This window comes from Streptomyces poonensis, from assembly GCF_014650915.1.
GTDB lineage: Bacteria > Actinomycetota > Actinomycetes > Streptomycetales > Streptomycetaceae > Streptomyces > Streptomyces poonensis.
This window is the reverse complement of sequence record NZ_BMVW01000014.1, coordinates 1-26,042: the sequence shown is the minus strand read 5'-3', so window position 1 is coordinate 26,042 and position 26,042 is coordinate 1. Positions and strand designations below refer to the sequence as shown.

Below are 26,042 nucleotides of genomic sequence, written 5' to 3'. Positions count from 1 at the left end.
CAGGGCATGACCGCCGTGGGCATCGGCTCGGCGCTGTTGCTCGGACTGCCGTGGCTGGCCAGACTCGATCTGCCGCTCGTAGGACGCCTGTTGCGGCGTTACGACGCCCGGGACCATGTCTCCCGCTTCGCCGCACCGGGCGACCCCGCCGTACCGCCGGTGCTGCTGTTCCTCGCGTATCTGGCGGTGCTCCTGACGTGCACGCTGCTGCGGCACGGTCTGCAGCAGTACGACGAAGTGGTCGTGGTGACGCGGCTGATCGTCGTCCTGTCGGCGGCCATCGTGTTCCCGCTGCTGGTCCGGGCCTCCCGCCGCTACATGAAGTACGTACCGCCCACGCTGCCCGCTCCCCGCCCCGAACCCCCGGGCGTGAACGTCACCGCAGGGACTTGATGACCCACTCCGCCGCTCGGCGCCGGTCGGCCGCCCGCAGCGCGGCCACCGCGTCATCGCGGTGCCCCACGTCCGACCAACGGCCCACCGTGGCCCGCAGCAGCAGCTTCGCGTCCGGCAGCGGCAGCGCCAGCACCCGTTCCACGACCTGGACGACGTCGGACGGAGTCACCAACTGCTCGTTCTCCAGGAACCGTTCGAGCAGGGACCACGCCACGTTGCGCAGTCGGGTGTGATGCAGACGGGCGGCGACATCGGCGACCAACGCGGCGTCGGCCTTCGAGCCGGGAGAGGGATCCGAGAGCTCACGGCAGGCCGCCCGCACAGCGACCGAGTGCTTGGCGTCGTGCAGTGCGCGCAGACAGTCCACGAACCAGTCGCGGTCAGCGTCCGGGCGCATGACGGCGATGGCCAGCCGGCGCCCCGCCTCCTGTGCGGCCCGGGTCCGGTCCCGGCGGCGCTCGACGCGGCCCAGCAGGGTCACCAGCTCGGCACCGGAGCGCCCCTCGACCCGTACGGCGGCGACGTAGCACAGCATCCGGGAGCAATCGGGAGCGGCGGCGTCCAGCGTCAGCCACTTGTCCAGCTGTCCCAGCTCGTTGAGGGGGCGGGGGGAGGAGCCGGAGGCGGAGGGGCCCGCCACGGCGTCGGCCAGCAGATCCCGGGTGGTGCGGGTCAGGGCCGGCTCCTTGTGCCAGGAGGCCACGAGCACGGCCAGTTCCTGCACGTCCTTGTGCCCGGCCGCGTAGTAACGCACCTGGGCACACTTGACGGGGGACGCCTCGTCCTTCACCAGCATCGCGCAGAGCTTCACCAGGTGCCGGGGCTGTGTGGTGCGGCCGATGTGCTCGGCGAGGGCGTCCCGGCCGGTACCACGCCGGGCGATCAGCGTCGCCACCAGCCGCCGGGTGCGCTCCACCTCGATCGCGTCCGAGGCGTTCAGTCTCTCCTCGACCCAGCGCTCCAGGACCCGCCCGGCCGGGCTCAGGTGCTGGAACGCGCCCGCCAGATCGGCGATCTCCTCACCCTGCTCGCCCGCCCCGGCGGCGCCCGGCGGGCTGTCGGCGATCGCCTGCAGTGTCAGCCCGAGCAGCCGGTCGGCCTCACGGTGGCAGCCCTCGTCGTGGAGCGCGGTGTGCAGCAGCGCCTTGTCGAGGTTGGTGCGGCCGGAGCCAGGACTCGCGAACGCGTTCACGGTGCCTCTCGCGAGTGCCGGCTGCCGCTGCTCGAGGACCCGTACGAACACCGCTACGTCGAGCGCCGTGCGCTGGCAGGCCACATCGTGCACGAGGCTCGCGGTGATCGGGGCACGCTCGTTGCGGGCCTCCGCCTCGTGCTGCGTCGCGGCCAGTTCGGCAGCCTCCCCGACGGGCCGCGACAGAGCCGCCGTCGCCATCAGCATGACGGCGTCCCGCGGGTCGAAGTGGTGGGCGAGACCCACCAGTTCGTCGACCGGGCGGCACAGCGCGAAGGCGTGCAGGGCGCGCATGGCCATCGCCTCGCAGTTGACCTCCCGCATCCAGCGCAGAACGCCCACGAACTGCTGAGCCTGGATCCGTGTGACCCAGGCGTACGCCTCGTTGAGGGACTCGGCCAGGTCCAGCTGGAACAAATGGTCCGTGCGGCGGTCACCTTTCATGCTGTCGGCACGGTCCGTCGCGTCGGCACGGTCCGTCGCGTCGGATCGGTCCCTGTCCTCGGACCGATCCCTGCCATCGGAGCTGTCGATGTCCTCGTTGTCGATCATCCACCGCCCAGCATCGCGCGTTCGATCTCGCCCCAGTACCTGACGAAGTCGACCGGGTTGGTCAGCAGTTCGCCCGCCGTTCGATCCACGCGGCGGGCCAGATCACGGCTCTGCTCGTCCCCGCGCTTCAGCTGCACCACCACGCGGCCCGCGAGGTCCGGGCGGTTCATCAGAGCGGGCAGTTTGCGCTCACCGTTGAGCAACAGTTCGCGGACCCACTCGTCCACCGTGCCCGGCGTGCGCATCCGGGACCGGCCCTTCGCACGGTTGGTGAACAGCAGAGCCGCCTCCGAGGCGTCGTTCAGCAGCATCCGGGGCCTGTCGTGGACGCCGCACTCCTGCATGCCCTCCTCGATACCGGCACGGAGCGCGCCGAGCGTGAGGTCGTCGGGGTGATGGGGCATGCCCTGCCCCAGCACGTTCAGCAGATGGCCGCTGAACGTCGTACAGCCGTCGAGGGGGGCGGGCAGGTTCGCGCAGGCGCCCGCCCACGCGTTGTGCACGGCGCCGCCGACGGCGGTGAACACGCAGGTGCCCCGGAAACGGGTGCCGAGGACGCCGGGCAGGACGGGCTCGGGGCCCAGGTGGGGCAGCATGCTGGAGTAACAGCAGTCCGCGATCAGCACCTTGAGGCCGGCCTTGCTCTTCCTGATCGCGCGGTACACGTACCAGGCGGACAGCCATGTCCAGGGCTCGTTGATCCGGGAGGAGCCGACCGCGAAGTGGACCTGGCCGCCCGGCACGTCCTGCCAGTACGCGCCGTGCCCGACATACACCACGAGCAGGGTGTCCTCCGGCCGCTCACCGGCCGCGGCCGCCTCGTGCAGGGCGCGCATCACGCCGTCCGCGGTCCGCGCCTGATGCGGGTCGAGCACCGGGGACCGGGCCGCGGTGCCCCACCGCGGGTCCCGGGCCAGCGCTTCCCCGTAGGCGCGGGCGCTGGCCTCGATCGTCGGGTACCCGTGTATCCCGGAGTCGACGTCGTACGTCCCGACTCCCACCACCAACGCCCGGGATGCCATGCCCGTCAGCTCCCCTCGGGGGCGTCCGGACGGTCGAGGCGCTGCGGAGGCCGGGAGTCCTGAGCGTGTTCCGGGCCTTGCGGCGGCCGGACGTCCACGGTGACGGACGGCGGGTCGAGCCGCCGGCTCCGCCACTTCTCGATCGCCATTTCCGTGGCGGCCTGCACCGCGGCTCCGACAGCACCGCCGAGCACGGCCTCCAGCACCGTCTCGGAGAGACCCCCGTCGAGGGTGCCGTCCCGCCCGGCCTGCTCCAGCTGCCAGGCCAGCCCCGTCGCCTGCCCGAGCTCTTCGAGAAGTTCCTCCGGGTCGTCCAGCCCGAGCGGTCCCTCGACCTTCACGGAGATAGTCGCCGTCATGTCCGCCATGCCTCCCCCGCAGTGCCGTATCCATCCACTCTGCCAGGCGGGACGCCGACCTCACGAGGGCGAACCGATGCCCGTCGCAGATCAGTACGCCCCTGATCGCCACCCGCGCGCCCCTGGTCGCCGCCGATCCCACAGCCGCTGTGAGGCTTCCGGAGCAGGGCAGCGAACGCTGCTCGACACGGCGCCTCGATCGTCGGCTCGCACACGCCCTCGGGCATCGTGCGGGCGGCAGCCCAGCCGGGACGCGGTCTCCTCGTCGGCCTCATGCCCTGCCCGACGTCGAAGTGCCGACCCCGGTTCACTGCAGCCGGAGGTTTCACCCGGGCGAGCGACACCGTCCGAATGTCGGCAGGGCCCGGCCCGAGAGCCCACATCGGGGTGCGCGAGTCGGCGTTCATCAGCACGGCCGGCCGCCACGCAGCGCTCCGAGGTGTGCTGGGGGCGGAACACCCGCCCGCTCACTCCTTGACGTACTCCTGCTCGCCCTCCCGGGAAGACATGGGAGGCATGACGGAGTCCTGCCAGCCGCGTGCCGGTCCCGCGTGCCGGTGGGCCAGTGCCAGCACGCTCAGGCCGAACATCAGAACGCCCAGCGGGACATGGACGGACGGGACGTGCGCGATACCGAGCACGACCTGGACCGAGGCGAGGACGAGGAAGCCGAACGCGTATCCGATGGGGCGGGGGGAGCCGCCGCCCGGCCGCCAGGCCAGTACCGCGGCGAGCAGGTACAGCATCGAGGCCCCGTACATCACGCGTGCTCCGACGTCGTGCAGCAGCTCGCCGTGCGACGAGGACAGCAGCAGTCCGGCACTGACCGCCTGGAAGAGGATGGCCAGGGTCTGCAGGGCGATCGATGCCCGGAGGAGAGCGGCACCGCGCTGTGCCGCCGCAGCCGGAGCTGTCGTCGCCTTCGCCGCCGTCGTGCGTGTGGCCTGCGTGGTCATGACGTCGTCCCCTTTGTCCGCCCGGAGGCGTCAGATCGGTAAGGTCTCACCAGTCCGACGACACAGGTACGCGAAATGCAAGGTGAGAGCGGCAAGCCCCGGGGGACTGGTCATGAGCACGGGTGCGCCCGAGTGGAGCGCGGCAGAGGTCGCCGGTGAGCGGCGTCAACTGATCAATGTGGCCTATCGGTTGCTCGGTTCGCTGGCCGAGGCCGAGGACGCCGTGCAGGAGGCATACGCCCGCTGGTACGCGCAGCCTCGGAGCAAGCGGGAGGCCGTCGTGTCTCCTGGTGCCTGGCTGACGACGGTGACCGGTCGGATCTGCCTGGACGTGCTCGGCTCGGCGCGGGCCCGGCGCGAGCGCTACGTCGGCGCGTGGCTGCCCGACCGCGGGGAGTGGGCCGACGGGCGCGGCACGGGCGCCGCCGACCCCGCTGACCTGATCACTCTGGACGAGTCGGTGACCATGGCCTTCCTCGTCGTCCTGGAATCGATGACGCCCGCCGAGCGGGTCGCGTTCGTGCTGCACGACGTGTTCCGCTTCCCCTTCCCCGAGATCGCCGGGATCGTCGGCCGCACGCCGGGGGCCTGCCGGGAACTGGCGAGTTCGGCCCGGCGGCGGGTGCGTGCCGCGCACGCGCCGGTGGCCACGACGGCAGGGCAGGGCGAGGTGGTGCGGCACGTCAAGGAGGCGTGGGAGGCCAAGGACATCGCGGCTCTCGTCGGCCTGCTCGACCCCGGCGCCGTGATGACCGCCGACGGCGGCGGCCTGGCCGGCGCCGTGCTGCGTCCGGTCGAGGGAGGGGCGCGCATCGCCCAGTACATGGTCGCGATCGCCGACAGGGCTCCGGGGCTGCGGCTCCTGGAGCGCTCGGTGGCCGGTGCTCCCGGCCTGGTGGCCCAGCGGGCGGGCGTCACCGTGACCGTGGCCGCGTTCGGCGCCTCCGGCGGTCGCGCCACCCGGATCTGGGTGGTCCGCAACCCGGAGAAGCTCCGCCTGTGGACGCGGGACGAGTAGTCCGACACCTGTCGCCCACGAGAACTGCCGATCCGCCGTTCCGTGGCGGCGAGGCGGATGGCTGCCACCGGACCAGCCCGCGGCTTGTCACCCTCGGCTCGCAGGAGAGGGCAGCTCGTCCGCTCCGTACGGGAGCCGGACGCGGCACACTCCGACGGTGGAGCGGAACTGATCCACCCGGCCATTCGTCTTGAGAGCCTGGGCAGTGAGCCGAGCGGGGTGGGAAGCCAGTGGAGCGGACGGACAGCGGTGTGGCGTCGACGGGAAGGACAGTAGTGCTCTCGTGGGCGCGGCGCCGGGCCGCGCAGTGGGTGCCGGGCGAGGGTGGGAAGGGGGGCGCGGGGCGCCGGCGGGCTTGGGCTCGGGGGCGGGGCTCCGCCGCCTTCGCGGTGCTGACGGCCGGGCTGCTGGCGTTCCACCGGGCGGTGCCCAACTCCGTGGGCCGCCTGGGCAGTCTGCTGGAATCGTTCCTGCCGTGGCTCGGCCTGGTGGTCCCGGTACTGCTCGTTCCGGCCCTGCTGCGCCGTTCGGCCATCGCTCTGGTCGCGCTGCTCCTGCCAGTGGCGGCCTGGACGTACCTCTTCGGCGGGCTGTTCCTGCCCGGGGCGCGGTCCGGCCCGGACGACCTGGTCGTGGTGCAGCACAACGTCAGCGACGAGAACACCGACCCGGCGGGCACGGCCCGCGCCCTGGCCGACGCCGGGCCCGATCTCATCGCGCTGCAGGAGCTGGTGCCGACGGCGCTGCCGGTCTACGAGGAGACTCTCGCCCGGGACTACCCGTATCACGCGGTGAGGGGCACCGTCGGACTGTGGTCGAAACATCCGCTCACCGATGCCCGGCTGCTGGACATCAGACCGCAGGGGATCGCGGGGCCGTGGAGCCGCGGGCTGCGGACCGTGGTCGCCACGCCGTACGGCGAGATCGCGGCGTACGTCGCACACCTGCCCTCGGTCCGCGTCCGGGCGAGCGGCCTCGCGTCCTCCTGGCGTGACGAGAGCGCCGGCCTGCTGGGCGAGGCCGTCGCCGCCGAGCGGCGGAAGACGGTGATCCTGCTGGGCGACCTCAACGGCACGGTCGACGACCGCGGGCTGACCCCGCTGACCTCGCGGATGAACGTGGCGGAGCGGGGCTTCGCCCTCAGCTTCCCCGCCGCCTTCCCGCTGGCCCGGATCGACCAGGTCATGGCCCGCTCGGCAACCGTCGCCCACATCCGCACCCTGCCCGCCACCGGCAGCGACCATCTGCCGGTCGCCGCCCGGATCACACTGCGATGAAGAAGTGGTTCCCCCGGCACGTCCCTCGCGACCACCGGCCGCTCCGTGGCCGGGACCGGGACCGGGACCGGGACCGGAACGAACCTGCGGGTCCCGGTCGCACCGGACAACATCGAAGTCCGCTCCCGGACCTCACCCGGTGACCTCCGCTGCAACCAGGGTGCGCGATCACTCGTCCTTGTATCCGTGACCGGCACGGACGACGATCCTCGCACGACACGACGAATCACCTGGGGGCGGACCGGTGCGGTGGGGCGGCAGGCGCAGACGTGACGCGGAGCAGGCGGGAACCCGTGAAGAGGCGGTCGGGGTGCTGCGCGCGGGCGCGGCGGCCGCCGAGGAGGCGGGCCGGGCGGGGCGGGCCGCCGAGGCGGCGCACGGCTACCGTGAACTCCTCGCACGGGCCGCGTCGGCCCTCGGGGCGGCCGACCCGGAAACCCTGCGGCTGCGGCACCAACTCGCCCACTGGACGGGAGAGTCCGGGAACGCCGAGGCCGCGGTGGTGGCGTTCGCCCAGCTCTTCGCCGACCAGGAGCGGTACCAGGGCGCACAGCATCCGCACACCCAGCTGGCCCGGCACCAGCTGGCCCACTGGCACGGGCGGGCCGGCCGGCCCGACGAGGCGGTCCGCCGCTACGAGGCCATGCAGCGCACGGCGGCGCAGGAGGGCCGCACCGAGGCGGCTCTGGACCTGCTGTGCAACGTGGGCCACTGGCAGGCGGAGGCCGGGGACACGGCGGCGGCCCTGCGCACCTTCACACAGATGCTGCGGACCGCCGAACGGGAACTCGGCTCGGAGCACCGCATCACCGGGATCGCCCGCGACCGGTACGCCCGGCTGGCCGGCGGTCTGCCCTTCGGGCAGGAACGCGGCCACGACGGCCTCCACAGCCTGCGGGCGGCCGCGCGCGCCGTCGAGGCCGCCGGGGAACCGCGCCGGGCCGTCCCCATGTACCGGCAGGTCGCCGACCGGAGCGAGCAGCTGTACGGGGCGGGCGCCGATCAGACCCTCGACGCGCGCGTCGAGCAGGCGCAGGCGGCGGTGCGTGCGCGGGACCACGCGGCGGCGAGCGCGTCCTTCGACCAGGTACTGGCCTGTCTGCGGGCGCGGGGCGAGGGGCCGGGCTCGCCGGAGTACGACGCGCTGTGCGCCCAGCGGGACGTCCTGGCCGAGCGCGCCGGCTCCGGCGCGGTACGGCTGACGCCGGCGGCGGCGCGCGAGATGGCCCGTGACGTGATGGCAGCGCCGCGCTCGGCGTTCGGGATGCTGGTCGGCGGGCCCGGCGGCGCCCATGCCACCGAGGCGCTGGCTCTGGCGGCCCGCGCCGACGGATACGGCGTCGACGAGGTCCCCGCGGAACTGTGGGCGCGATTCGCCCGCGAGGTGACCGGGGCGGGCCGCTCCGTCGTCGCGCTCTACAGCGCCGGACCCGGCCTGGGGCTGCGCCCCGGTGTCGGCCGGGCGTGCGGGCAGCTCGGTGTGCCGGCCGTGTCCGTGGCACGGGAGGACGACCTGCGCATGCTGACCCGGGCCTACGCCCTCCGGGACGACGGACCGGTGATCGTGCCCCTGGAACAGGTCACGGAGGACCTGGCGCGCGACGTCCCGCCTGCCGCTCCACAGCCCTCTCAGGAGCAGCGCACGGTGTTCGACGCTCAGGCCCGGGCCCTCGACGGCTGGAGCGGCGCGCTGCGGGTGCGGCCCGCCCGCGAGCCGGACGATCCGGTGGCGTTCGGCCCGTACGAAGTGCTGCAGGGCATCGGCCGTGGCGGTTTCGGGCGGGTCTACCTGTGCCGGGACGCGGAGGGCCTCCTGGTGGCCGTCAAGACGCTGCACGCCGAGTACGCGGCCGACGACGGGATCCGGCAGGGCTTCGCCCACGAGGTGCGGGCCGCGCTGCGGGTCCGCGACGAGTACACCGTCCCCGTCATCGCCGCCGACACCGACGCCCCGACCCCGTGGATGGCCGTGCCGTACGTCTCGGCGCCGTCCCTCCAGGAGGTCGCCCAGCTGTGCGGGCCCCTGGACGAGACGACGGTGCGCCGGGTGGGTGCGGGCATCGCCACCGCGCTGACGGCGATCCACCGCGCGGGCATCGTGCATCTCGATCTGAAGCCCGCCAACGTGCTGATGACCGAGGACGGCCCCCGTGTCATCGACTTCGGCATCGCCCAGATCGAGCGGCTGACCGAACCGCGGGAGGGCTTCGCGGGAACGTACGCCTACGCCTCGCCCGAACAGCTGCATGAGGCGGCCCGGTTCACCCCGGCCAGCGACGTCTTCTCGCTCGGCACCCTGCTGGCCCGTCTCGCGCTCGGCCGGCTGCCGTGGGGCGCGGAAGCTCCGGAGGTGATTTACCGCATCTGCTCCGGCACGCCCGACCTCACGGGCCTGCCGGAGGGACTGGCGGAGGTGGTGCGCCGGTGCCTGTCCACCGAGCCGGCCGAGCGTCCCGCCCCGGCCGAGGTCGCCGCTGCGCTGGTGCCGGGCGCGGACGACGGCAGGATCGATCCGCCTCGGTTGTCCGACGCGGCGAGGGAACTCATCCGGGACCACTCCACGCTGCCGGTGACGCGCCGCTACGAGACCCTCGCCTACACCAAGGCGGAGACCGCGGAGGACACCACTGTGGCGGCCGCGCAGGGGCGGACCACCGACGACGGCGGAGCGCCCGCGCCCGCGGCCCGCGGCGACGGGAGCGCCGAGGGGGCGAGTGCGTCGACCCGCACCGGGGACGGTACGGAGCACGACGCTGCCCGCGACCTGGAGGCACGGGTCCTCGCCTGGGAGCGCGGCACCGCCGCACGACCCACGCAACACGTCCTCCGAGAGTGCTCCGCGTTCCTCGACGAGGCGCGCGAACGGCTGGGCGGACGGCATCCCCTGACGTTGCGGCTGACGGTGTCGTGCACGTTGCTCGCGTGCGAGGGGCCGGAGGGGGTCGCCCGGGTCGAACGCGCCGTCGCGGAGGCCGCCGTCCACCTGGGCGAAGGCCATCCCACGGTCCGGGAGGCCCGAGCCCTGCTGAGCCTGCTCGACCCCGGACAGTGACAGGGCCGGACCGACCCGCCGCGACGCGCCAGCGCACCGACGCACCGACGCACCGACGCACCCGTATCCGTATCCGTATCCGTATCCGTACCCGATGACGATCTGTCCCGCTCCTCATCGCCGCCGGAACAATTCGGTCGACAGGTGGTGGCGCGGCACGCTGTGATGTTGCCGATTGTCCGCCACACGCAGCGGGCCGACCACAGGAGCGTCTTTGGCGACCGTGACGACTGCGGGCACTCGCCCCGAGATCGATGCCGCACTGGTCAGACGCCTGGTCGACACCCGGTTCCCGCAGTGGGCGGGGCTGCCCCTGCGACTGCACGACCCGGCCGGCTCCGACCATGTGATCTACCGGCTGGGCGAGGAACTGTCCGTCCGGCTGCCCCGCCACCCAGGAGCCATCGGGCAGGCCGGGAAGGAGTTCGCGTGGCTGCCCCGGCTCGCCCCGCACCTGCCCCTCGCCATCCCCGTACCGGTGGCCGTGGGTGAGCCCGGCTTCGGCTACCCGTGGCCCTGGGCGGTGTCCCGCTGGCTGGACGGCGAGGTGGCGACCGTCGGCGCCCTGGCCGACTCCTCCGGGGCCGCCGTCGAACTGGCGCGGTTCCTGGCCGCCTTGCAGCGGTTCACGGCTGAGGACACGCTCGCCGGGAACCTGCGCCAAGAGCTCACCGGCCGGCCGCTGGCCGACCGGGACCGCGCGACACGGTCCGCCATCGCCGAGACCGGCGGCGTGTTCGACGCCGCGGCGATGACCGAACTGTGGGACGCGGCGCTGGACGCCCCTGCCTGGGATCGGCCTCCGGTCTGGTTCCACGGTGACTTCCACACCGGCAACCTGCTGACCGTCGACGGCCGCCTCAGCGCCGTCATCGACTTCGGCGAGCTCGGCGTCGGTGACCCGGCCTGCGACCTGGTGATCGCCTACACCCTGATGTCGGCCGGCAGCCGGGCCGCCTTCCGCGACGCACTCGGTGTGGACGACGCCACCTGGCTGCGGGGCCGCGGCTGGGCCCTGGCCACCGGTCTGAACGCCTACACCGCCTACGCCGCCGTCGACTCCCGCGTCGCCGCGCAGACCACCCGGCAGATCACCGAGGCCCTCGTCGGCTGACGCTGCCTCTCATCGGCTGACGCTGCCTCTCATCGGCTGACGCTGCCGCGGCCCGGCTCGTCGCACCGCCCCGCTGGTTGCGGGACGGGCAGGTCGGAATGCAGGAGAGCGAGGCGAGCGAAGCGGAGTTCGTCCCGGGTCCGTGCGCGTTGGATCTTCCCGCTGGTGGTTCGGGGCACGCTCATCGGTCCGACGATGACGACGTGGACGGGCAGCCGCAGTTCGTCGGCCAGGCGCTTCCTGATGAACGCCGCGAGGTCCGCAGGAGTGCGGCCGTCGAGGTGGAGCGGACGGATTTCCTGTACCAGAACGATGTGTTCGCGGCCTGAGGCGCCGGTCAGAGTGAAGGCGGCGCAGGGGCCGGTGGCGGAGTCGGCTGTCTCACTGACGCGTTCGATGTCCTGGGGTGGATGTTGCGGCCGTTGATGATGATCAGGTCCTTGGCGCGACCGGTGACGTACAGTTCGCCGTCCCGGAGGAAGCCGAGGTCGCCGGTGCGCAGGAAGGGGCCGTCGCCGTCGGCCGTGACGGCGGCGAAGTGCTCGGCGGTCGCCCGCGGATCGCCGAGGTAGCCGTCGGCCACGCTGTCGCCGCCCACCCAGATCTCGCCGACGTGACCGCTCTCCAGGGGACGTGAGGTGGCGGGGTCGACGATGCGGACGTCGGCGCCTGCGGGACGGCCGCAGCCGACGAGGTCGACGCCGTCCGGGGCGGGTACGGCGCGGCTGGCCTCCAGCGCACCGCGGTCGAAGCGCCGTACGGTCGGCCCGCTGCCGCAGGGCGTACCGGTGACCATGAGGGTGGCCTCGGCCAGGCCGTAGCCGGGTGCCCCGACGTCCGGGCGGAAGCCGATGGGGGCGAGGCGGCGGGCGACCGCGTCCAGGACGTCGGGGCGGACGGGTTCGGCGCCGCTCAGCGCGCAGCGCAGGCAGTCGAGGTCCAGGTCCCGGTCCAGGTCGGTGAGCCGGCCGTCCTTGAGGCTCCGCAGCAGCCAGTCGTAGCCGAAGTTCGGGGCGAGGGTGTAGTAGGCCCGGTACCGGCTGACATCTGGAGCCACAGCAGCGGGTGGGCGACGAAGGACACCGGGGAGCAGAAGACGAGGCTGCCGTAGCACGCGAGCGGGCTGAGCAGCATGCCGACCAGGCCCATGTCGTGGTGGTGCGGGAGCCGGCCGGCGCCGGTCGGCGACGGGTCGTGGCGCACCTCGTCCCGGATCTTCTCCGGGAGGAGCTTCTCCCTGATCGACAGCAGGTTGTGCAGCAGGTTCCGGCGGGTGACGACGACACCGCGCGGCTCGCTGGTCGATCCGGAGGTGTACTGGACGTAGGCGGTCGCCGAGAGGTCCTGCGCGAGGGGGGACCAGGTGTCCGGGCCGGGTGGGCCGGGCTCGTCGGTGGCCACGCACCCGGCTCGCGGTGCGGTGTCCAGGCCGGCGAGCCAGGAGCCGAGTGCGGGCTGCTGTGCGGTGTCGGTGAGAACCAGGCCGACGCCGGCGTCGGCGATGATGCCCTCGGCGCGCCGGAGGGCCCGCCGGTCGGTGTCCGGCAGCGGGGCCGGGATGGCGATCCGCCCGGCGTACAGGCAGCCGAGGAAGGCCGTGAGGAGGCGCGTCCCGCCACACCAGGACCATGTCGTTGCCGCCGATCTCGAGGACGGGCTTCTTGCCCGCCGCCAGGCACGCCTTCTCCAGCTGCTCGCCGCGGACCGAGTCGCCGAAGTACAGCACGTCGTCCACCAGCGGGCTGGCCAGCCAGGCGTCCAGTGCCTGGGCGGGGTCCGTGCACAGTGCCGACAGCAGGCCGGGCGAGGCGCCGGCCTCGGCGAGGGCCGGCCCGGCGATCCGCTCCAGCAGGTACATCGCGGCGACGGGTGCCTGCCGGGACAGCCGGACCACCAGCGCGTTGCCCGCCAGTACGGACTGGAAGGCGGCGCCGACGCTCAGCGCCGGGGTGTTCCGCGGTGGCTGGACGCACACCACGCCGTCCGGTACCCGGCGCGTCACCACCGTCCGGCTGCCGGCGGTGTGCCGGGTCTCCAGCTGCCGCGGACACCACTCGGTGGTCTCGGGGCCGAAGAAGGTGAGGAGGCCCGCGACCTCCGTACGGGCCAGCCGGACGGGGTGCCCTTCCTCGACCAGGAGGCCGGTCAGCGTGTCCGCGTGGTCCCGCAGCCGTGCGCGGAACGCCTCGGCGAGTGCGGCGCGCCGGTCCGGCGGACTGCCGCCCCACTCGTCCGCCGCGCGCCGGGCGGCGTGCAGCGCGGCATCCATGTGGCCGGGGCCGGCGAGGGCACAGCGGCCCAGGATCGTGTCGGGGTGGGCGTCGGGCCTCATGCGCCCGGCGTCGAGCGCGTTGCGGTAGCAGGTGGCGCCGAGGGGGTCGTCGAGCAGCGCGCTCGCGCGGATCGCGTAGACCTACTCGGTGGGGCCGGGAACGGTGACACCGCCGACGAGCGGGCCGAAGCTGAGGAGGCCTCCGGCGGAGTCCGCCGCGGGGCCGTCGGGTTGGCTCCCGCCCCGGACCACGTCCGGCGTCTGTGGGTCCGTCATAAGCTCTCCTCGGCCGAGACTTCTCACCACGAACATTCCGATGCTCCCGTGGCGACGGCTCCTGTGGCCCGGGAGCCGGGTGGACATCACCTGACCGTGGGTCTGGGTGCCTTTCAAACCTGTGAGCGACCGATTTCAGCTTTTGGGCGGCCCGCTCGGGCGCGCCATGCTCTTCCGGCTCCGCCTCATCCACCCGGAAGCCGTCCCGGCCCGGGCCGGCCCGGCCGCCACCGCGCCCCTCCGGTGATCCTCGTGACGGGGAGCCCGGTCAGTGCAGCCACCGGGCCATGAAGAGCGCCTGTTCGCCGGCCGACTCCGTGCCGTCGTAGAGCGAGGTGTCCAGCCCGCAGAAGACGAAGCCCATCCGGAGGTAGGCGCGAACGGCAGGTGCGTTGATGTTGCTGACCTCGAGCCACATGTGCCCCGCCCCGCGTTCCCTCGCGAAGTCGGAGGCTTGATCCATCAGGGCTCGCCCCACTCCCTTGCCCCTCCACGCTGACGCGACCGCGATGTCACGAATGGTCAAGCGCGCGTTCCACGGGGCGAAGGAGATCTTCACGAACCCGCACAACTCGTCCCCGTCGAAGGCGACCACCGTCCGGTTCAGCTCGGGATCACCGTCCTCGTCCGCGTCGTCGTCCTCATCGGGGAACACCTTGTGGACGGGGGGATCCACCGGGGTCTGACGCATGCTGAAGCCCTCGTCCGTCACGGCCACGTGGAACACCGAGGCAGTCGTGAACGACCCGTCGAGCCCCGCGAGAGCCTCACGGTCCTCGGGCCGCGCCGGCCGGTAGACGACGGTCCCCGCCGTGCCGGGAACCGTCGCGTCGTCCGCAGTCGTCTCCATGACCCGACCGTACGCCCGCCCCGCCCGGGGCACGCGGGCGGGAGCCACCCGCGCCCCCTCCTGAACGTGAACGGGAAGCTCAGCGGGCCACCAGGTCCCGGACGGCGGCCGCGATCTCGTCGGGTGCCTGCTCGGCCATGAAGTGGCCCGCCCGGGTCAGCCGGTGGTCCAGGTCCGGCGCCCACGCCCGCCACACTCCGGCCGCGTCGTAGCCGAGCTGGGCGCCCCAGTCCTGCTGGACGACTGTCACGGGCATGGCCAGCTGGGAACCGGCGTCCAGATCCGCCTGGTCGTGTGTGACGTCGATGCCCGCCGAGGCCCGGTAGTCCGCGACGATCGACGGCACCGCCGCGGCACTCGCCCGCAGGTACTCGGCACGGATGTCCCGCGGCAGGGCGGCCGGGTCGTCGGCCCAGGCGTCGAGGAACGAGCCGAAGAACGCGTCCGCACTGTTGGCGATCATCGTCTCCGGCAGGCCCGGCGGCTGTGCCATGAGGAAGAGGTGGTAGCCGACCGCCGCCGGGACGCCGTGCAGGACGTTCCACATGTCGAGCGTCGGTACGACGTCGAGGATGCCCAGGTGCGTGATGGTCTCGGGGTGGTCCAGCCCCGCCCGGAAGGCGACCAGGGCGCCCCGGTCGTGGCCGACGAGGGCGAACCGCTCGTGGCCGAGCGCCGCCGTCAGGGCCACGATGTCGGCGGCCATGGTGCGCTTGGCGTACACGTCGGGGCCGGTGGCCGCCGGCTTGTCGCTGGCGCCGTAGCCGCGCAGGTCGGGACAGATCACCGTGTGCTCGCCGGCGAGCCGCTCGGCGACGTGCCGCCACATGAGGTGGGTCTGGGGGAAGCCGTGCAGCAGCACGAGCGGGCTGCCGCTGCCGCCGATGGCGGCGGCCAGCTCCACACCGTCCGCGCCGGGCAGGCGGACGTGGTCGAAACCGGTGATGCCGAGCGTCATGAGGGGTCCTTTCCTCGGGTCGGGGACTGACGCGGTCAGCTTGGGCGGCACCGATCAGCAGCCGATCAGTACGGTGCGGCGCGGCGGACCCGCGGCACGGAGGATGGGGGCATGCGAATCGAAGTACTCGGTGCCGTGCGGGCCCTCCACGACGACGGCGGCCCGGTCGACCTGGGCGGACCCCGCCACCGCGAGGTACTCGCCCGGCTCGTCGCCGCCGAGGGACGGCTCGTCACCACCGACACCCTCGTCGACGACCTGTGGACCGAGCCGCCGGCCCGCGCCGTGGGTGCGCTGCGTACGTTCGTCGCCGCGCTGCGCCGCGCCGTCGAACCCGGCCGGCCGCCCCGTACTCCCCCGCGCGTCCTCGTCACGGAAGGTCCCGGCTACGCGCTGCGCCTGCCGCGCGAGGACGTGGACGTCCACCGCTTCGAGGACGTCCTGTCCCGCGCCCGTCGCGACCCCGGAGCGCTGAGCGACCTCACCGGGGCACTCGCGTCCTGGCGCGGCCCCGCCTACGCCGACGTGCCCGACTCGGCATGGGCGCAGCGAGAGCGGGCCCGGCTGGAGGAGCTGCGGCTGGAGGGGGTGGAGCTGCGCGCCCGCCTCCTCCTCGACTCCGGCGAAGGGGCCGATCTCGTCGCCGAACTGGGTACCCACGTCGCCGGGCACCCGTGGCGCGAGCCGGCCTGGGGGCTGCTCGCCCGCGCCCTCCACCGCGCGGGACGCCAGGCCGACGCGCTGGCCGCCCTCCGCCGCGCCCGCGCGATGCTCGTGGACCAGCTCGGCCTCGACCCCGGTGCCGACCTCCGGCGCCTGGAGACGGACATCGTCAACCAGTCGGCGGCCCTCGACGGGGCACGGAGCGCATGGACCGGCCCCGGTGTCCGGCTCGGTCCGCGCACCACCGTGGATCTGGCCCGGACCCTCGCCCTGGCGGGCGGCGACGCCCTCGTCCACTCACGCCGCGACCGTCTCACCGCCGTCCGGGCGGCGGAACGCACGGGGGACGCGGGCCTGACCGCCCGGGTCATCGGCGCCTACGACGTACCCGCCGTCTGGAGCCGGGCCGACGACCCCGAGCAGTCCCGCGGCGTCGTCGCGGCGGCCGAGCGCACGCTCACCGCGCTCGGCCCCGGCGGCCCGGCCGACCTGCGCGCCCGCCTGCTCGCCACGGTCGCCGTCGAGAGCCGCAGCGCCGGCCTGTCCGCGACCGGGCTGGAGCGCGCCCGGCGGGCAGCCCGCGAGGCCGAGGCGCTGGCACGGGACCTGGGCGATCCCGCCCTGCTGGTGTTCGCCCTCAACGGGGTGTTCCTCCAGTCCTTCTCCCGGCCCGGGCTCGCAGCGGTACGGGACGTGATCGGCGCCGAGATCCTCGAGCTGGCCACCCGGCACGGGCTGCCGCGGTTCGCCGTCCTCGGCCGGCTCGTCCGCCTGCAGTCCGCCTCGGCCCTCGGCGACCTGGACGCCGCAGCCGTCCACGCGGAGGCCGCCGAACAGCTCGCCGTCACCGCCGAGTCCCCGCTCGTCCCCGTCCTCACCGGCTGGTTCCGTGCCCGGGCCACGGCCGCCCGCAGCACCGAACCCGGCGGGCCGGCCGCCGCCACGGCCGCATCGCACTACCGCGCCGCCGAGGACGCCCTGCGCACCGCCGGAATGCCGGGGCTGCACCGCGGACTCTTCCCGCTCGCCCTGCTGGGACTGCGGCTGCTGCACGACCGGCCCGCGCCCACCGACCCGCACCTCGACTGGGGCCCGTACCGTCCTTGGGCAGAGCCCCTCCTGCTGCTCTCCCACGACCGGCCGGAGGAAGCCCGGACCGCCCTCGCCTCGGCGCCCGAGCCACCACGCGATCACCTGCAAGAGGCGCTGTGGTGCCTCACCGCCCGCGCCGCCGCACGCCTCGACGAACCCCACATCGCCGCACGCGCCGCGACGGCCCTGCGCGACGCCCGCGACGAACACGCCGGCGCCGCCAGCGGCATGCTGACTCTGGGACCGGTGGCGCGGTACCTGGCCGAGGCGGAGGCATGCGCCGGAGCGGGCTGAGCAGGACCAGCCGCGAGCCCCGAGCCGTAAGCCGCGAGCCGCGAGTCTCCCGAGTCGCGGAGCCCCGGGCCGCGAGCCCATCGGTCCGTGGTCCGATCGCCGCGTCGGCCATGCCTTGTCGACCCGCACCGCATCCGGTCACGACCACGGACTCGGCGGCCTCAGGCTCTCGTCGGTCCGCCTGGTCCGCCCGGCCCGCCAGTTTCACCCGGTCCGCCCGGTCCGCGCAGGTGGGCGAGGCTCTGGTCGAGAGCCGCCTCCAGATGTGTCAGGCCGCCGGTCGACAGGAAGATCATCACGCCGCCCTGTACGGCGGCCACGAGCGCGGCGGCACTGCGGTCGGCGTCCAGGCCGGTGTCCATCTCACCGACACCCTGCATGTGGCGGATTCCTGTGGCCAGTTCGGCCTGCCACTGCTCGATCAGCCCGGCCACCACGGCCTGCGCGCCCTCCGTGGTCCTCCCGATCTGGGACACCGCGGTGTACAGCGGGCAGTTCATGCCCTGTTCGCGGTAACGGGCGACGACCTTGTCGCGCCAGGCCCGCCAGGCGGACCACGAGGTGAGGGTTCCCAGCTCCGGCTGCTGGTCGTCGAGCACCCGGGACGCCTCGTGCCGGGCCACCGCCAGCAGCAGTTCCTCTTTGCCGCCGGGGAAGTAGTGGAACAACTGGCTCTTGCTCGTCGCCGTGCGTTCCATGACGTCCTCGAGCCGTACGGAGACACACCCTGTTCGCGGATCTCCGTGGCGGCACCCTCGATGATGCGCTGTTTCGTCGCGGCGCCCTTGCGGGTCAACGGCACGTGGGTCCTTCCTGTCCGAGATGCCACATCGCCCCTGCGAGTCGTCACGTCCATCGTCTTGAGACGTGTGCTCGGACGAGCAGCCGGTGCTGTGCGCTCAGGGAAGGAGCAGCAGCTTCCCGGTGGTCCTGCGGGAGGCGATGTCGGCGTGCGCCCGCGCCGCCTCCGCGAGCGGGTAGCGGCCTCCGATGCGCGGGGTGACCTGGCCGGCGCGGACCAGGTCGAAGACCTCTCCGGTCCGTTCGACCAGCGCTTCGCGGGTGGGGACGTGGTGGTGCACGACCGGGTACGTGAGCAGGATGCTGTTCGGCAGGTCGGTCACGGCGAACTGCGGGACGCCCATGAAGGGGCCGTAGTAAGCGTGCACGCCGTGCGGGCGCAGGGCCAGTTGCGAGGACCGGAACGTCGCGCTGCCGCCGCCGTCGTACACCACGTGGGCGCCCTCACCGCCGGTCAGCTCCTTCACCCGGCCCTCGAAACCGCCGCCGGTCGAGACCAGGACGTGGTCGGCGCCGGCCTCCTCGGCGAGCGCGACCTTCTCCGGGCGGGAGACCAGTCCGATCACATCGCCGCCGCGGGCTTTGATCATCTGTGTCAGCAGGAGCCCCACCCCACCGGCGGCCGCGTGCACGACAGCGGTGTCCCCCGGGCCGATCGCATAGGTGCCGGTGGTGAAGTGATGGGCTGTCAGGCCCTGCATCATCACCGCGGCGGCGGTCTCGTCCGGCACCTCGTCCGGGACCTTCACCAGGGAGCCGGCGGGTATGACGAGCAGGTCGGCGTAGCTGCCGGGGTGGTAGAACCAGGCGACGCGGTCACCGACGGCGAGGTCGTCGACTCCGTCACCCAGTGCGGTGACGCGCCCCATGCCCTCGACACCCAGGACGGTGGGGGCGGCCCAGCCGGGGCCGCCCACCTCACGGGCACCCACGTCCATGTAGTTCACACCCGCCACGCCGAGCCGCACGAGCACCTCATCGGGGCCGGGAACCGGGTCGGGTAACTCGGTCCAGGTCATGACCTCGGGGCCGCCGTGCTCGGTGATGTGGATCGCATGCATGAGTCAACACCTCTTCGGGATCTCACTTGTGTCAGGCCGACGCATGCACCGTAGGAAGCGCGAATTGGACCCGCAAGTCCAGTCGGCGGCCGCGCTGTTGGCCTCTCAGAGGTCGCGCTCTCCCGTTGTTCCATCCCGTGATGCGTATTTGCTCCGCTGATGTCGGGTCGCGTCAGGAGATGGCGGCCTCGCCTGTGAGGCAGCGGGCCATCAGGTCGGCCATGGCCGAATGGATCATGGTTTTGGAGCGGGCGGGGAGGGTCTCGTAGTCGCGGGCCAGGTGGCGGTGGAGCATCAGCCAGCCGTTGGTCCGCTCCACCGCCCAGCGCTTCGGCGGCGGGGTGAAGCCTCGGGCGCCGGGGGCGGGTTCGACGACTTGCATGTCGATTCCGAGGGTGGCGGCGTGCTCGACGAGGTGCTTGCGGTAGCCGCCGTCGACCCGGACCTTGCGCAGGCCGGGGTGGACGGGGGCGACCTGGTCGAGCAGGCGGGTGCCGGCCACCGAGTCCTGCACGTTCGCGGCGGTGACGAGGGCCGCCAGCAGCAGGCCGAGGGTGTCGGTGACGATGCTGCGCCGGCGGCCCACGATCCTCTTGCCCGGGTCGGCGCCCTGCCCGCGGGCGGGGACGTTGGTGGAGGTCTTGACGCTCTGGGCGCCGGACAGATCGCTCGGATACGCGCGTCATGGCTGCATGGTCGGGGTGTACCGCGCGACGGCCGGGGCGCCCAGACGCGCGGCACTGCCGGCGGGAGCACGGCGCGGAACCGGGCGTCCTGAAATGAGACAGGCTTCAGCCGCGAGGGCGGCATTACGGACACCCGGCAAGCCTCATCCGTAGCATGCCGACCTGATGCCTCAGAAGCCTCCTCCGCCACCGAGGCGATCCGGGATCGAACAGGCTTTACCTCAGGATTTACCTCAGGCTTTACCTACCTGAACGGCCTCTCGGGATGAGTCTGCGTAGCGGGTGACGATGGCGGCGGCGCGGTTGCGCAGGGAGGTGCGCAACGACTGCGGGGCCAGGGCTTCCGCGTCCATGCCGAGCTGCCACAGCGCCCATTCGGCGTGTCGTGGATCCTGGTAGGTCACCTCCAGCCGGAGCCAGCCGTCTGCGTCGGGTTCTTCCGCGCGGACGGCCAGCGCGGTGTCCAGCAGGTCCTCCCGCCGCGCCGGGTTCACCCGTACCAGCACGGTGATGTGGTCGCCGCCGGAGAGGAACTGTGCGGAGCGTTCCCGCCAGATCCGGTCCAGATCGACCCGGTTCGGCCGCTGTGCCGTTTCGGGGAGTTCCTCGGCGGCCAACACCCGCGACAGCCGGTACGTGCGGTCCGCGCCGGATCTCGTGGCCAGCAAGTAGCCCCGGTCGCGTACGGTGACCAGGCCGATCGGGTCCACTGTGCGCCACTGTGGTGTCTGGCCCGTGGCCGCGTAGTGGATCCGCAGCTTGCGCCCGGCGAGTACCGCGCGCCGGACCTCGATCATTGTGGTGTCGGGTACCTCCTCAGTGACCAGCCGGCGTGAGAGCAGGTCGGTCTCCGGGTCGACGAGAAATCGCTGGGCCGCGTCGCTCGCGGTGGCCCGGTGGCTTTCGGGCAGCGCGTCGACCACCTTCCGCCTGGCCGAGGCGAGCGCCGGGCCGAGGCCGAATACCTGCTCGCCGCGCCCCGATCCGGCGGCCAGCAGGGCAAGGGCCTCGTCGTGGTTCAGTCCGGTGAGCTCGGTCCGGAAACCGGGCAACAAGGCGAAACCGCCGTGCCGGCCGCGTTCGGCGTAGACCGGGACACCGGCCGCGGACAGCGCCTCTATGTCGCGCAGCACGGTCCGGGTGGATACCTCCAGTTCGCGGGCCAGCGTGTCCGCGGTCAGCCGACCACGCTGGCGCAGCAGCAACACCAGTGAGACCAACCGATCGGCGCGCACACGAGAACCGTAACGCAATACATGACTAAGGATGTCGTGTTTTGTTGTGAGGCTCGTGAACACGACGTCGAAGCCGGTGGTTACCGAGCCGACGGGCGTACATGTTTCCAACGAGTCGAATCGAGCTGATGTGGCAATGGAACGAACGGCGGTCAACCCGGTGACGTGGTCGGTGGACATGGGCTTCAACCAGGGTGAGGTCGTCTCCGGGCACACTCGGACCCTGTACATCTCGGGGCAGACCGCAATGAGCGGCGAGGGCAAGCCCCAGCACGACGGTGACATGGCGGCGCAGTTGACGCTGAGCCTCGACAACCTCGAGGCCGTGCTCGGCGAGGCCGGTATGACTCTCGCAGACCTCGTCCGGCTCAACGTCTACACCACCGACGTCGATCTGCTTCTCCAGCACTACGGCGTGCTGGCGGCGCGGTTGGGCGCCGCCGGGGTGGCTCCGACCAGCACGATGCTCGGGGTGACGCGACTGGCGATCCCCACCCTCATGGTCGAGCTCGAGGGAACCGCCGTCGCGTGATGCGACCTGGCCGCGCCTGCTGTTCGTGCCGGTGAACCGGCATGAGCAGCAGGCGTCATCGAGGGCCGGCGTCGATGCCCTGACTGGACTCGGCGACTTCGCCGAGGCCTTCACGCTCCGCGCGTCGATGACGGCTGCGGTCGGCTCCGCGCCGCGGCCATGCGCGCCGGGTCTTGTCCCTCAGCAGGTCGTGCACCTGCTGGGCGGTGCCGTCGGCTGCCCACTTGGCGTAGTAGTCGTCGACGGTCTTGTGCGGCGGGAAGTCGTGCGGCAGGTACTCCCGGGGATGCCGGTGCGGTTGTCGTAGAGGACGGCGTTGACGATCTCCCGCAGATCGTGCACCCGGGCCGCCCTGCTCTTCCACGCGGTACCAGACCTGCAGCGACGCCCCGGTCGGACGGCTGCGTCTCCGGCCGGGCGGTCTGCCTGCGATTTGGACCAGGCAGCGTGATGCCGGGTGCGGCCAAGAGCGGTGAGGAGGCGAGCAGCCCCGTGCCCGTGGGCCGGTGTCTGTGCCGCGCCGGGTGCGCCCGCGGCGACGACGCGGGCGCCGAGCCGTCAGGCGGGCTGGGCGGTGATGGTGCAGAGGCGCTTGGTGGCCCGGGTCAGGGCTACGTACAAGTCCCTTTCCCCACCGGGGCGGGCCGTGATGATTTCCTCGGGGTTCATGACGACGACCCCGTCGAATTCCAGGCCGCGTGCTTCGGACGCCGGCACGATGCGTGCGTGGTGAGCGATGCCCTGGGCCGTCAGCTCGCTCACCCTGGTGTCCGCGCAGATCACTCCCAGAAGCTCGCCCGGGTGCGCGGCGCTCTGGGCGCGGAGTTCCTGAACGACGGCGGTGACCAATCCGTCCGGAGGTGTGGTCACGGTGCGAGGGCTCTCACCGCTTCGCAGTGACCGTGTGGGCTTCTGGTCCGGAGCGATCCGCGTGAGCAGGTCCCGGACGCTCTCCAGGATCTCCTGCGTGGTGCGGTAGCTGACGGTCAGGTTGTGCAGTTTGAACCGCGGTCCGACGTGGGGGTTCAGTGCTTCCTTCCAGTCGCGTGCTGTCGCGACCGGGCCTGCCTGGGCGAAGTCACCCACCAGCGTCATCGCCCTTGCCGGGCAGCGGCGGACGATCATCCGCCACTGCATGGCGGTCAGTTCCTGCGCCTCGTCGACGACGACGTGCCCGTACGTCCGCTCAGGGGGGCCGTCGACCAGGCTCGCCGCCTCGTCCAGCAACGGCACATCGGCATCGGTCCACGGGTCGTCCGGACCGCGCAGCAGAAGGGACCGTTCCTGCGCGGTCAGGCGGGGCAGGCGCTCGGCGAGAGCCTCGGCGTCCGTCAGGAGCGCCTTCACGAGGTCACCGGGTACCAGCCGCGGCCACAGCACTTCGACCGCTCGGTCGACGCCGGCGTCGTCGAGGAGATCGGCTCGGATGGCGTCCAGGTCCAGCTCGTGGACCGGACCCGAGTCGGCCGCGCCTTCGGCACGGCGCCGGGCGGCTCCCGTGAACCGGTCGAGGTCGATGCCGGTCATCCTTTCGGCATCGGCGTCGATCTGCTCCAGAAGGTCGCCCATGTCTCGTTGCATCGCGTCGGTGGCGGCGTCGACCAAGAGCTCCTTGAACACCTGGCGCGCGGGGTTGTGCCCCTGTACGGCTGCCACGGCGGCGTCGCGTGCCGCGGCGACTTCCTCGCCGGAGAGGTGAACCAGTTCCTGTCCGACCCGCACGGTGAAGTCACCGGCGGGGGCTTGGTGGACGCACAGCAGGCCGGCCAAGGCGTCGGCGAGGTCGGAGCTGCCCTTGAGACGCGCCGTTTCGAACGGGTCCACCGTGTCCGTGGACACTCCGGCCAGTTCCCGGCAGGTCGCCAGAACGACGTCGTTCTCTCCGAGCGAGGGAAGGACCTGGGAGATGTAGTCGAGGAACCGGGCGTTCGGGCCCACGACCAGGACACCCTCCTCCGCGGCGCGCGGGAACGCGTACAGGACATAGGCCGCCCGGTGCAGGGCGACCACGGTCTTGCCGGTGCCGGGCCCGCCCTGCACCACGGTCACCCCGCGGTGGGCGGAGCGGACGATCTCGTCCTGCTCGGCCTGCAGCGTCGCGACGGCCGCGTGCATCCTGCCCGTACGCCGTGCCGACAGAGCCTCGGTCAACGGGCCGTCCCCCACTGCGTCCTCGTCGGTCGGGGCGGTCCCGTCCAGCAGTTCGTCGCTCACCGAGATGACCGTGCGCTCCTCGAGGCGCAGGTGCCGGCGCCGCCGCAGACCCATCGGGTGGACCGGTGTCGCCTCGTAGAAGGGCCGCGCCGCGTTCGCGCGCCAGTCCACGAGCAGAGGCAGGTCATCCTCCTCCGTACGCAGTCCTATCCGCCCGATGCGCAGGGCCGTGCCATCCGTCCAGTCGATGCGCCCGAAGACCAGCCCCTTTTCGGCGCCCTCCAGCCGGCTGATTTCCTTGGCCAGACGCTCGGCGGCGTTTTCTCTCTCGTATGCCTCACCGGCGCTGTCCGCCGGGGCCTTCAGCACATTCGCTCGGTGTACTCGCGCCTCGGAAAGCCGCTCGGTGAGCAACTCATACAGGGAGGACACATAATCCTGCTCCGATTCAACCGCACGCACAGCGGGATCATCCATCTTCGACAACAGGGGGCTCCTTCGATTGGAGCCACACCATACGGTCAAAGTTCCCTAAAGGTAAGTCTTGACTTACCTGGTGAAGCCATGTCCTTACGACTGAATCCATGACGGCCGACCGTATGGCATGTCATGCATTCCGCCGTTCCGTTTATCGCTGATTGCGCTCCCGATGCCCGCCTGACTTATGGGCGAGCCCGCCCTTGAATGCCGGCGATGTTTTCCCGCGCTCGGGAAAAAAGGGGGAAAATTCGGCGAGACGACCGGCGCCATCGAGCTCACTGCCAGGGGGCATTTGGTCGCTTCGTCCGGCGACCCGACCGAGGAGACGAGCACAGAATGGGTCAGGCCCTCGACCGGTCCACCACTGCCCGACCCGTGCCGACGGCCCCACCCCAGGACCGCAGCACCACGCCGCCGTCGGTCGCGGCCGGCCCAGAGAACGGATCGGTGAACTGCTGCCCCGTTCGCCGCCGCGACGCCCGGCGGCAGGCCCGTCCGTGCCCGGACCGTCCGACCCGGCCCCGGCCAGCCTGGATCCGCCGATTTTCGGCCTTCGCGTCTTCGCTGTCACCAAAGGAACGAATGACAACGGCCGCGACTGGCGTCCAATGAACCCGGGATATCCGGGGCCCGGCGGCGGCGCCGGTCCAATCAGATCCGATGACGGCTGATGACAGGGTGCGCTGACAGCCGGGGTCGAATGCGACCAGCACAACGGAGAGCGGCATGGCCAACCTGGTCTACAAGCGGGTGTCGACCGACCAGCAGTCGACCGACCGCCAGAACCTGGTGCTGGACGAAGGACGAAAGCTTCTTCACCTTCGGGGCGACCTCGCCCAGGAGCCTCTGGATCTGCTCGTCGTTCAGGTCGGTCGGGTCGTTCAGGTCGTTCGACGGCGGCTCATCGGCCCTCAGCATGGCCGCGACACTACCGGCCTACGCCCTCCCGCCGGGCGGCCTTCCTGAGAGAGTCCCACGATCACGATACGGCTCTCGATCGGCGTCATTCCCGTTCAGGGACGCCCCATCCGCTTAGCGTTGTTCTTTCGGCGAGAACTACTGGGAGCCCTGCACCGCGGGCGGCGCCCCGCCGTCCCAGCCACGAGGGCCGACGACGTACCGCGTACCGGAAGGCCGCTCCATCGCCGCCCTCGCCCGCGACCATGACGTCAGCCGCGGCGCCATCCGTACCGCCGTCGCAGATCTCCTGCCCGGGTACACGGCCGTCGATCCGGGTGCTCGGCCCCGGAACCGGCGGTCGCCCTCGACATGCCGGGCGAGGTCGCCGACTTCCTCCGCGCCGCCGAACCGGAGCCCGCCGAGCGCGCCACACTCGACCAGGGCATCACCGTACGGCGCGGCCAGGGTGACGCCCTGCGCGTCACCGCCGTCCTCGCGGTCCACCGGTGACTCCTCGACCTCTGCCAGGTCCTCGACGGCACCGCGGCGCTCCCGGCCCAGCGCAAGGCCCGCCGCGAGTACGAGAACCGCGTCAACGCACTCCCGGCTGCCAGCCTGCGTTGAGCCGACCGGCCACCGCACCCGCCAAGATCAGCTTTCACCGACAGCTCATTGCAACAATCGGGGTGATGGGTATTGCATTAATCCGGAGACCGTTGCAACGATTTTCTTGCCCTTACCTGCGGTGATGCCGATTGGACGCAACGACTGGGTTGCCTGATCTATGAACGCAACGTAGCGTTTCCGGTGTCAGAAACGACGCGCCGAAGGAGAGCACGATGCAGAAGTT

At 72.3% G+C, this 26,042-nt stretch carries 21 protein-coding genes and 4 pseudogenes; 10 read left to right on the top strand and 15 right to left on the bottom strand.

Annotated elements, in window-relative coordinates:
- Positions 1-393: hypothetical protein (locus tag IE242_RS27600; RefSeq protein ID WP_189863933.1), on the top strand; the 393-nt coding region annotated here is incomplete at its 5' end.
- On the opposite strand, the gene IE242_RS27595 is transcribed toward IE242_RS27600, so the two are convergent.
- The 4 genes from IE242_RS27595 to IE242_RS27580 all read right to left on the bottom strand — a co-directional run bounded on the left by IE242_RS27595 (position 377) and on the right by IE242_RS27580 (position 4,477).
- Positions 377-2,032 carry a hypothetical protein gene (locus IE242_RS27595; protein ID WP_189863931.1) on the bottom strand — a complete coding sequence of 552 codons (1,656 nt, stop codon included), beginning with the start codon at positions 2,030-2,032 and terminating at the stop codon, positions 377-379. The two genes, IE242_RS27600 and IE242_RS27595, sit on opposite strands and share 17 nt — an antisense overlap.
- 104 nt (positions 2,033-2,136) lie before the next feature.
- A complete protein-coding gene (locus IE242_RS27590) occupies positions 2,137-3,162 on the bottom strand; it encodes a hypothetical protein (RefSeq protein WP_189863929.1) in 1,026 nt (341 codons plus the stop codon).
- A 5-nt stretch (positions 3,163-3,167) separates the two neighbouring features.
- Positions 3,168-3,521 (bottom strand): hypothetical protein, encoded by a 354-nt coding sequence (locus tag IE242_RS27585; protein ID WP_189863927.1) that lies wholly within the window; start codon positions 3,519-3,521, stop codon positions 3,168-3,170.
- 467 nt (positions 3,522-3,988) lie between these two features.
- Positions 3,989-4,477, bottom strand: coding sequence for a hypothetical protein (locus IE242_RS27580; RefSeq protein ID WP_229859520.1), 489 nt, complete (start codon positions 4,475-4,477; stop codon positions 3,989-3,991).
- Between the two features lie 112 nt (positions 4,478-4,589).
- On the opposite strand from IE242_RS27580, the gene IE242_RS27575 reads away from it, so the two are divergent.
- The 5 genes from IE242_RS27575 to IE242_RS38655 all read left to right on the top strand — a co-directional run bounded on the left by IE242_RS27575 (position 4,590) and on the right by IE242_RS38655 (position 11,267).
- Complete coding sequence (locus tag IE242_RS27575) at positions 4,590-5,495, top strand: sigma factor (protein WP_189863925.1); 906 nt, start codon at positions 4,590-4,592, stop codon at positions 5,493-5,495.
- Between the two features lie 311 nt (positions 5,496-5,806).
- Positions 5,807-6,772, top strand: a complete 966-nt coding sequence (locus tag IE242_RS27570; RefSeq protein ID WP_189864271.1) for an endonuclease/exonuclease/phosphatase family protein — start codon at positions 5,807-5,809, stop codon at positions 6,770-6,772.
- A 310-nt stretch (positions 6,773-7,082) separates the two neighbouring features.
- Entirely contained in the window at positions 7,083-9,824 is a 2,742-nt protein-coding gene (locus tag IE242_RS27565; RefSeq protein WP_189863923.1) for a protein kinase domain-containing protein, read from the top strand.
- Between the two features lie 214 nt (positions 9,825-10,038).
- Complete coding sequence (locus IE242_RS27560; protein ID WP_189863922.1) at positions 10,039-10,938, top strand: aminoglycoside phosphotransferase family protein; 900 nt, start codon at positions 10,039-10,041, stop codon at positions 10,936-10,938.
- A gap of 203 nt (positions 10,939-11,141) precedes the next feature.
- The gene (locus IE242_RS38655) at positions 11,142-11,267 is read left to right on the top strand and encodes a hypothetical protein (RefSeq protein WP_268249499.1); all 126 of its coding nucleotides are present in this window, start codon (positions 11,142-11,144) and stop codon (positions 11,265-11,267) included.
- Between the two features lie 8 nt (positions 11,268-11,275).
- On the opposite strand, the pseudogene IE242_RS39280 reads toward IE242_RS38655, so the two are convergent.
- The 5 genes and pseudogenes from IE242_RS39280 to IE242_RS27545 all read right to left on the bottom strand — a co-directional run bounded on the left by IE242_RS39280 (position 11,276) and on the right by IE242_RS27545 (position 15,294).
- Positions 11,276-12,486: pseudogene (locus IE242_RS39280) on the bottom strand (AMP-binding protein).
- Positions 12,487-12,556: 70 nt separating this feature from the next.
- Positions 12,557-13,270: pseudogene (locus tag IE242_RS39275) on the bottom strand (aldehyde dehydrogenase family protein); the annotation flags it as partial.
- A gap of 81 nt (positions 13,271-13,351) precedes the next feature.
- Positions 13,352-13,486, bottom strand: coding sequence for a hypothetical protein (locus IE242_RS38650; protein ID WP_268249498.1), 135 nt, complete (start codon positions 13,484-13,486; stop codon positions 13,352-13,354).
- 268 nt (positions 13,487-13,754) lie between these two features.
- Complete coding sequence (locus IE242_RS27550; protein ID WP_189863918.1) at positions 13,755-14,336, bottom strand: GNAT family N-acetyltransferase; 582 nt, start codon at positions 14,334-14,336, stop codon at positions 13,755-13,757.
- Between the two features lie 79 nt (positions 14,337-14,415).
- A complete protein-coding gene (locus IE242_RS27545) occupies positions 14,416-15,294 on the bottom strand; it encodes an alpha/beta fold hydrolase (protein WP_189863916.1) in 879 nt (292 codons plus the stop codon).
- Positions 15,295-15,405: 111 nt separating this feature from the next.
- Between IE242_RS27545 and IE242_RS27540 the strand changes: the two genes are divergently transcribed.
- Positions 15,406-17,343, top strand: coding sequence for an AfsR/SARP family transcriptional regulator (locus IE242_RS27540; RefSeq protein ID WP_189863914.1), 1,938 nt, complete (start codon positions 15,406-15,408; stop codon positions 17,341-17,343).
- A 161-nt stretch (positions 17,344-17,504) separates the two neighbouring features.
- Here IE242_RS27540 and IE242_RS27535 read toward each other — a convergent pair.
- From IE242_RS27535 to IE242_RS27520, 4 genes and pseudogenes are all read right to left on the bottom strand, one after another.
- A pseudogene (locus IE242_RS27535) lies at positions 17,505-18,145 on the bottom strand (TetR/AcrR family transcriptional regulator).
- A 97-nt stretch (positions 18,146-18,242) separates the two neighbouring features.
- Entirely contained in the window at positions 18,243-19,205 is a 963-nt protein-coding gene (locus tag IE242_RS27530) for a quinone oxidoreductase family protein (protein ID WP_189863912.1), read from the bottom strand.
- A gap of 172 nt (positions 19,206-19,377) precedes the next feature.
- Positions 19,378-19,860: pseudogene (locus IE242_RS27525) on the bottom strand (transposase); the annotation flags it as partial.
- Between the two features lie 264 nt (positions 19,861-20,124).
- Complete coding sequence (locus tag IE242_RS27520; protein ID WP_189864269.1) at positions 20,125-21,126, bottom strand: helix-turn-helix transcriptional regulator; 1,002 nt, start codon at positions 21,124-21,126, stop codon at positions 20,125-20,127.
- A 136-nt stretch (positions 21,127-21,262) separates the two neighbouring features.
- Between IE242_RS27520 and IE242_RS27515 the strand changes: the two genes are divergently transcribed.
- Positions 21,263-21,658, top strand: coding sequence for a RidA family protein (locus IE242_RS27515; RefSeq protein ID WP_189863910.1), 396 nt, complete (start codon positions 21,263-21,265; stop codon positions 21,656-21,658).
- 55 nt (positions 21,659-21,713) lie between these two features.
- Here the strand turns inward: IE242_RS27515 and IE242_RS27510 are convergent, their stop codons facing one another.
- A complete protein-coding gene (locus IE242_RS27510) occupies positions 21,714-22,022 on the bottom strand; it encodes a transposase (protein WP_229859516.1) in 309 nt (102 codons plus the stop codon).
- A gap of 194 nt (positions 22,023-22,216) precedes the next feature.
- Entirely contained in the window at positions 22,217-24,289 is a 2,073-nt protein-coding gene (locus IE242_RS27505) for a HelD family protein (protein ID WP_506417255.1), read from the bottom strand.
- A gap of 729 nt (positions 24,290-25,018) precedes the next feature.
- Here IE242_RS27505 and IE242_RS38050 point away from each other — a divergent pair.
- Complete coding sequence (locus tag IE242_RS38050) at positions 25,019-25,258, top strand: hypothetical protein (RefSeq protein ID WP_229859515.1); 240 nt, start codon at positions 25,019-25,021, stop codon at positions 25,256-25,258.
- Between the two features lie 303 nt (positions 25,259-25,561).
- A complete protein-coding gene (locus IE242_RS38045; protein ID WP_229859514.1) occupies positions 25,562-25,702 on the top strand; it encodes a hypothetical protein in 141 nt (46 codons plus the stop codon).
- Positions 25,703-26,042 lie beyond the last annotated feature (340 nt).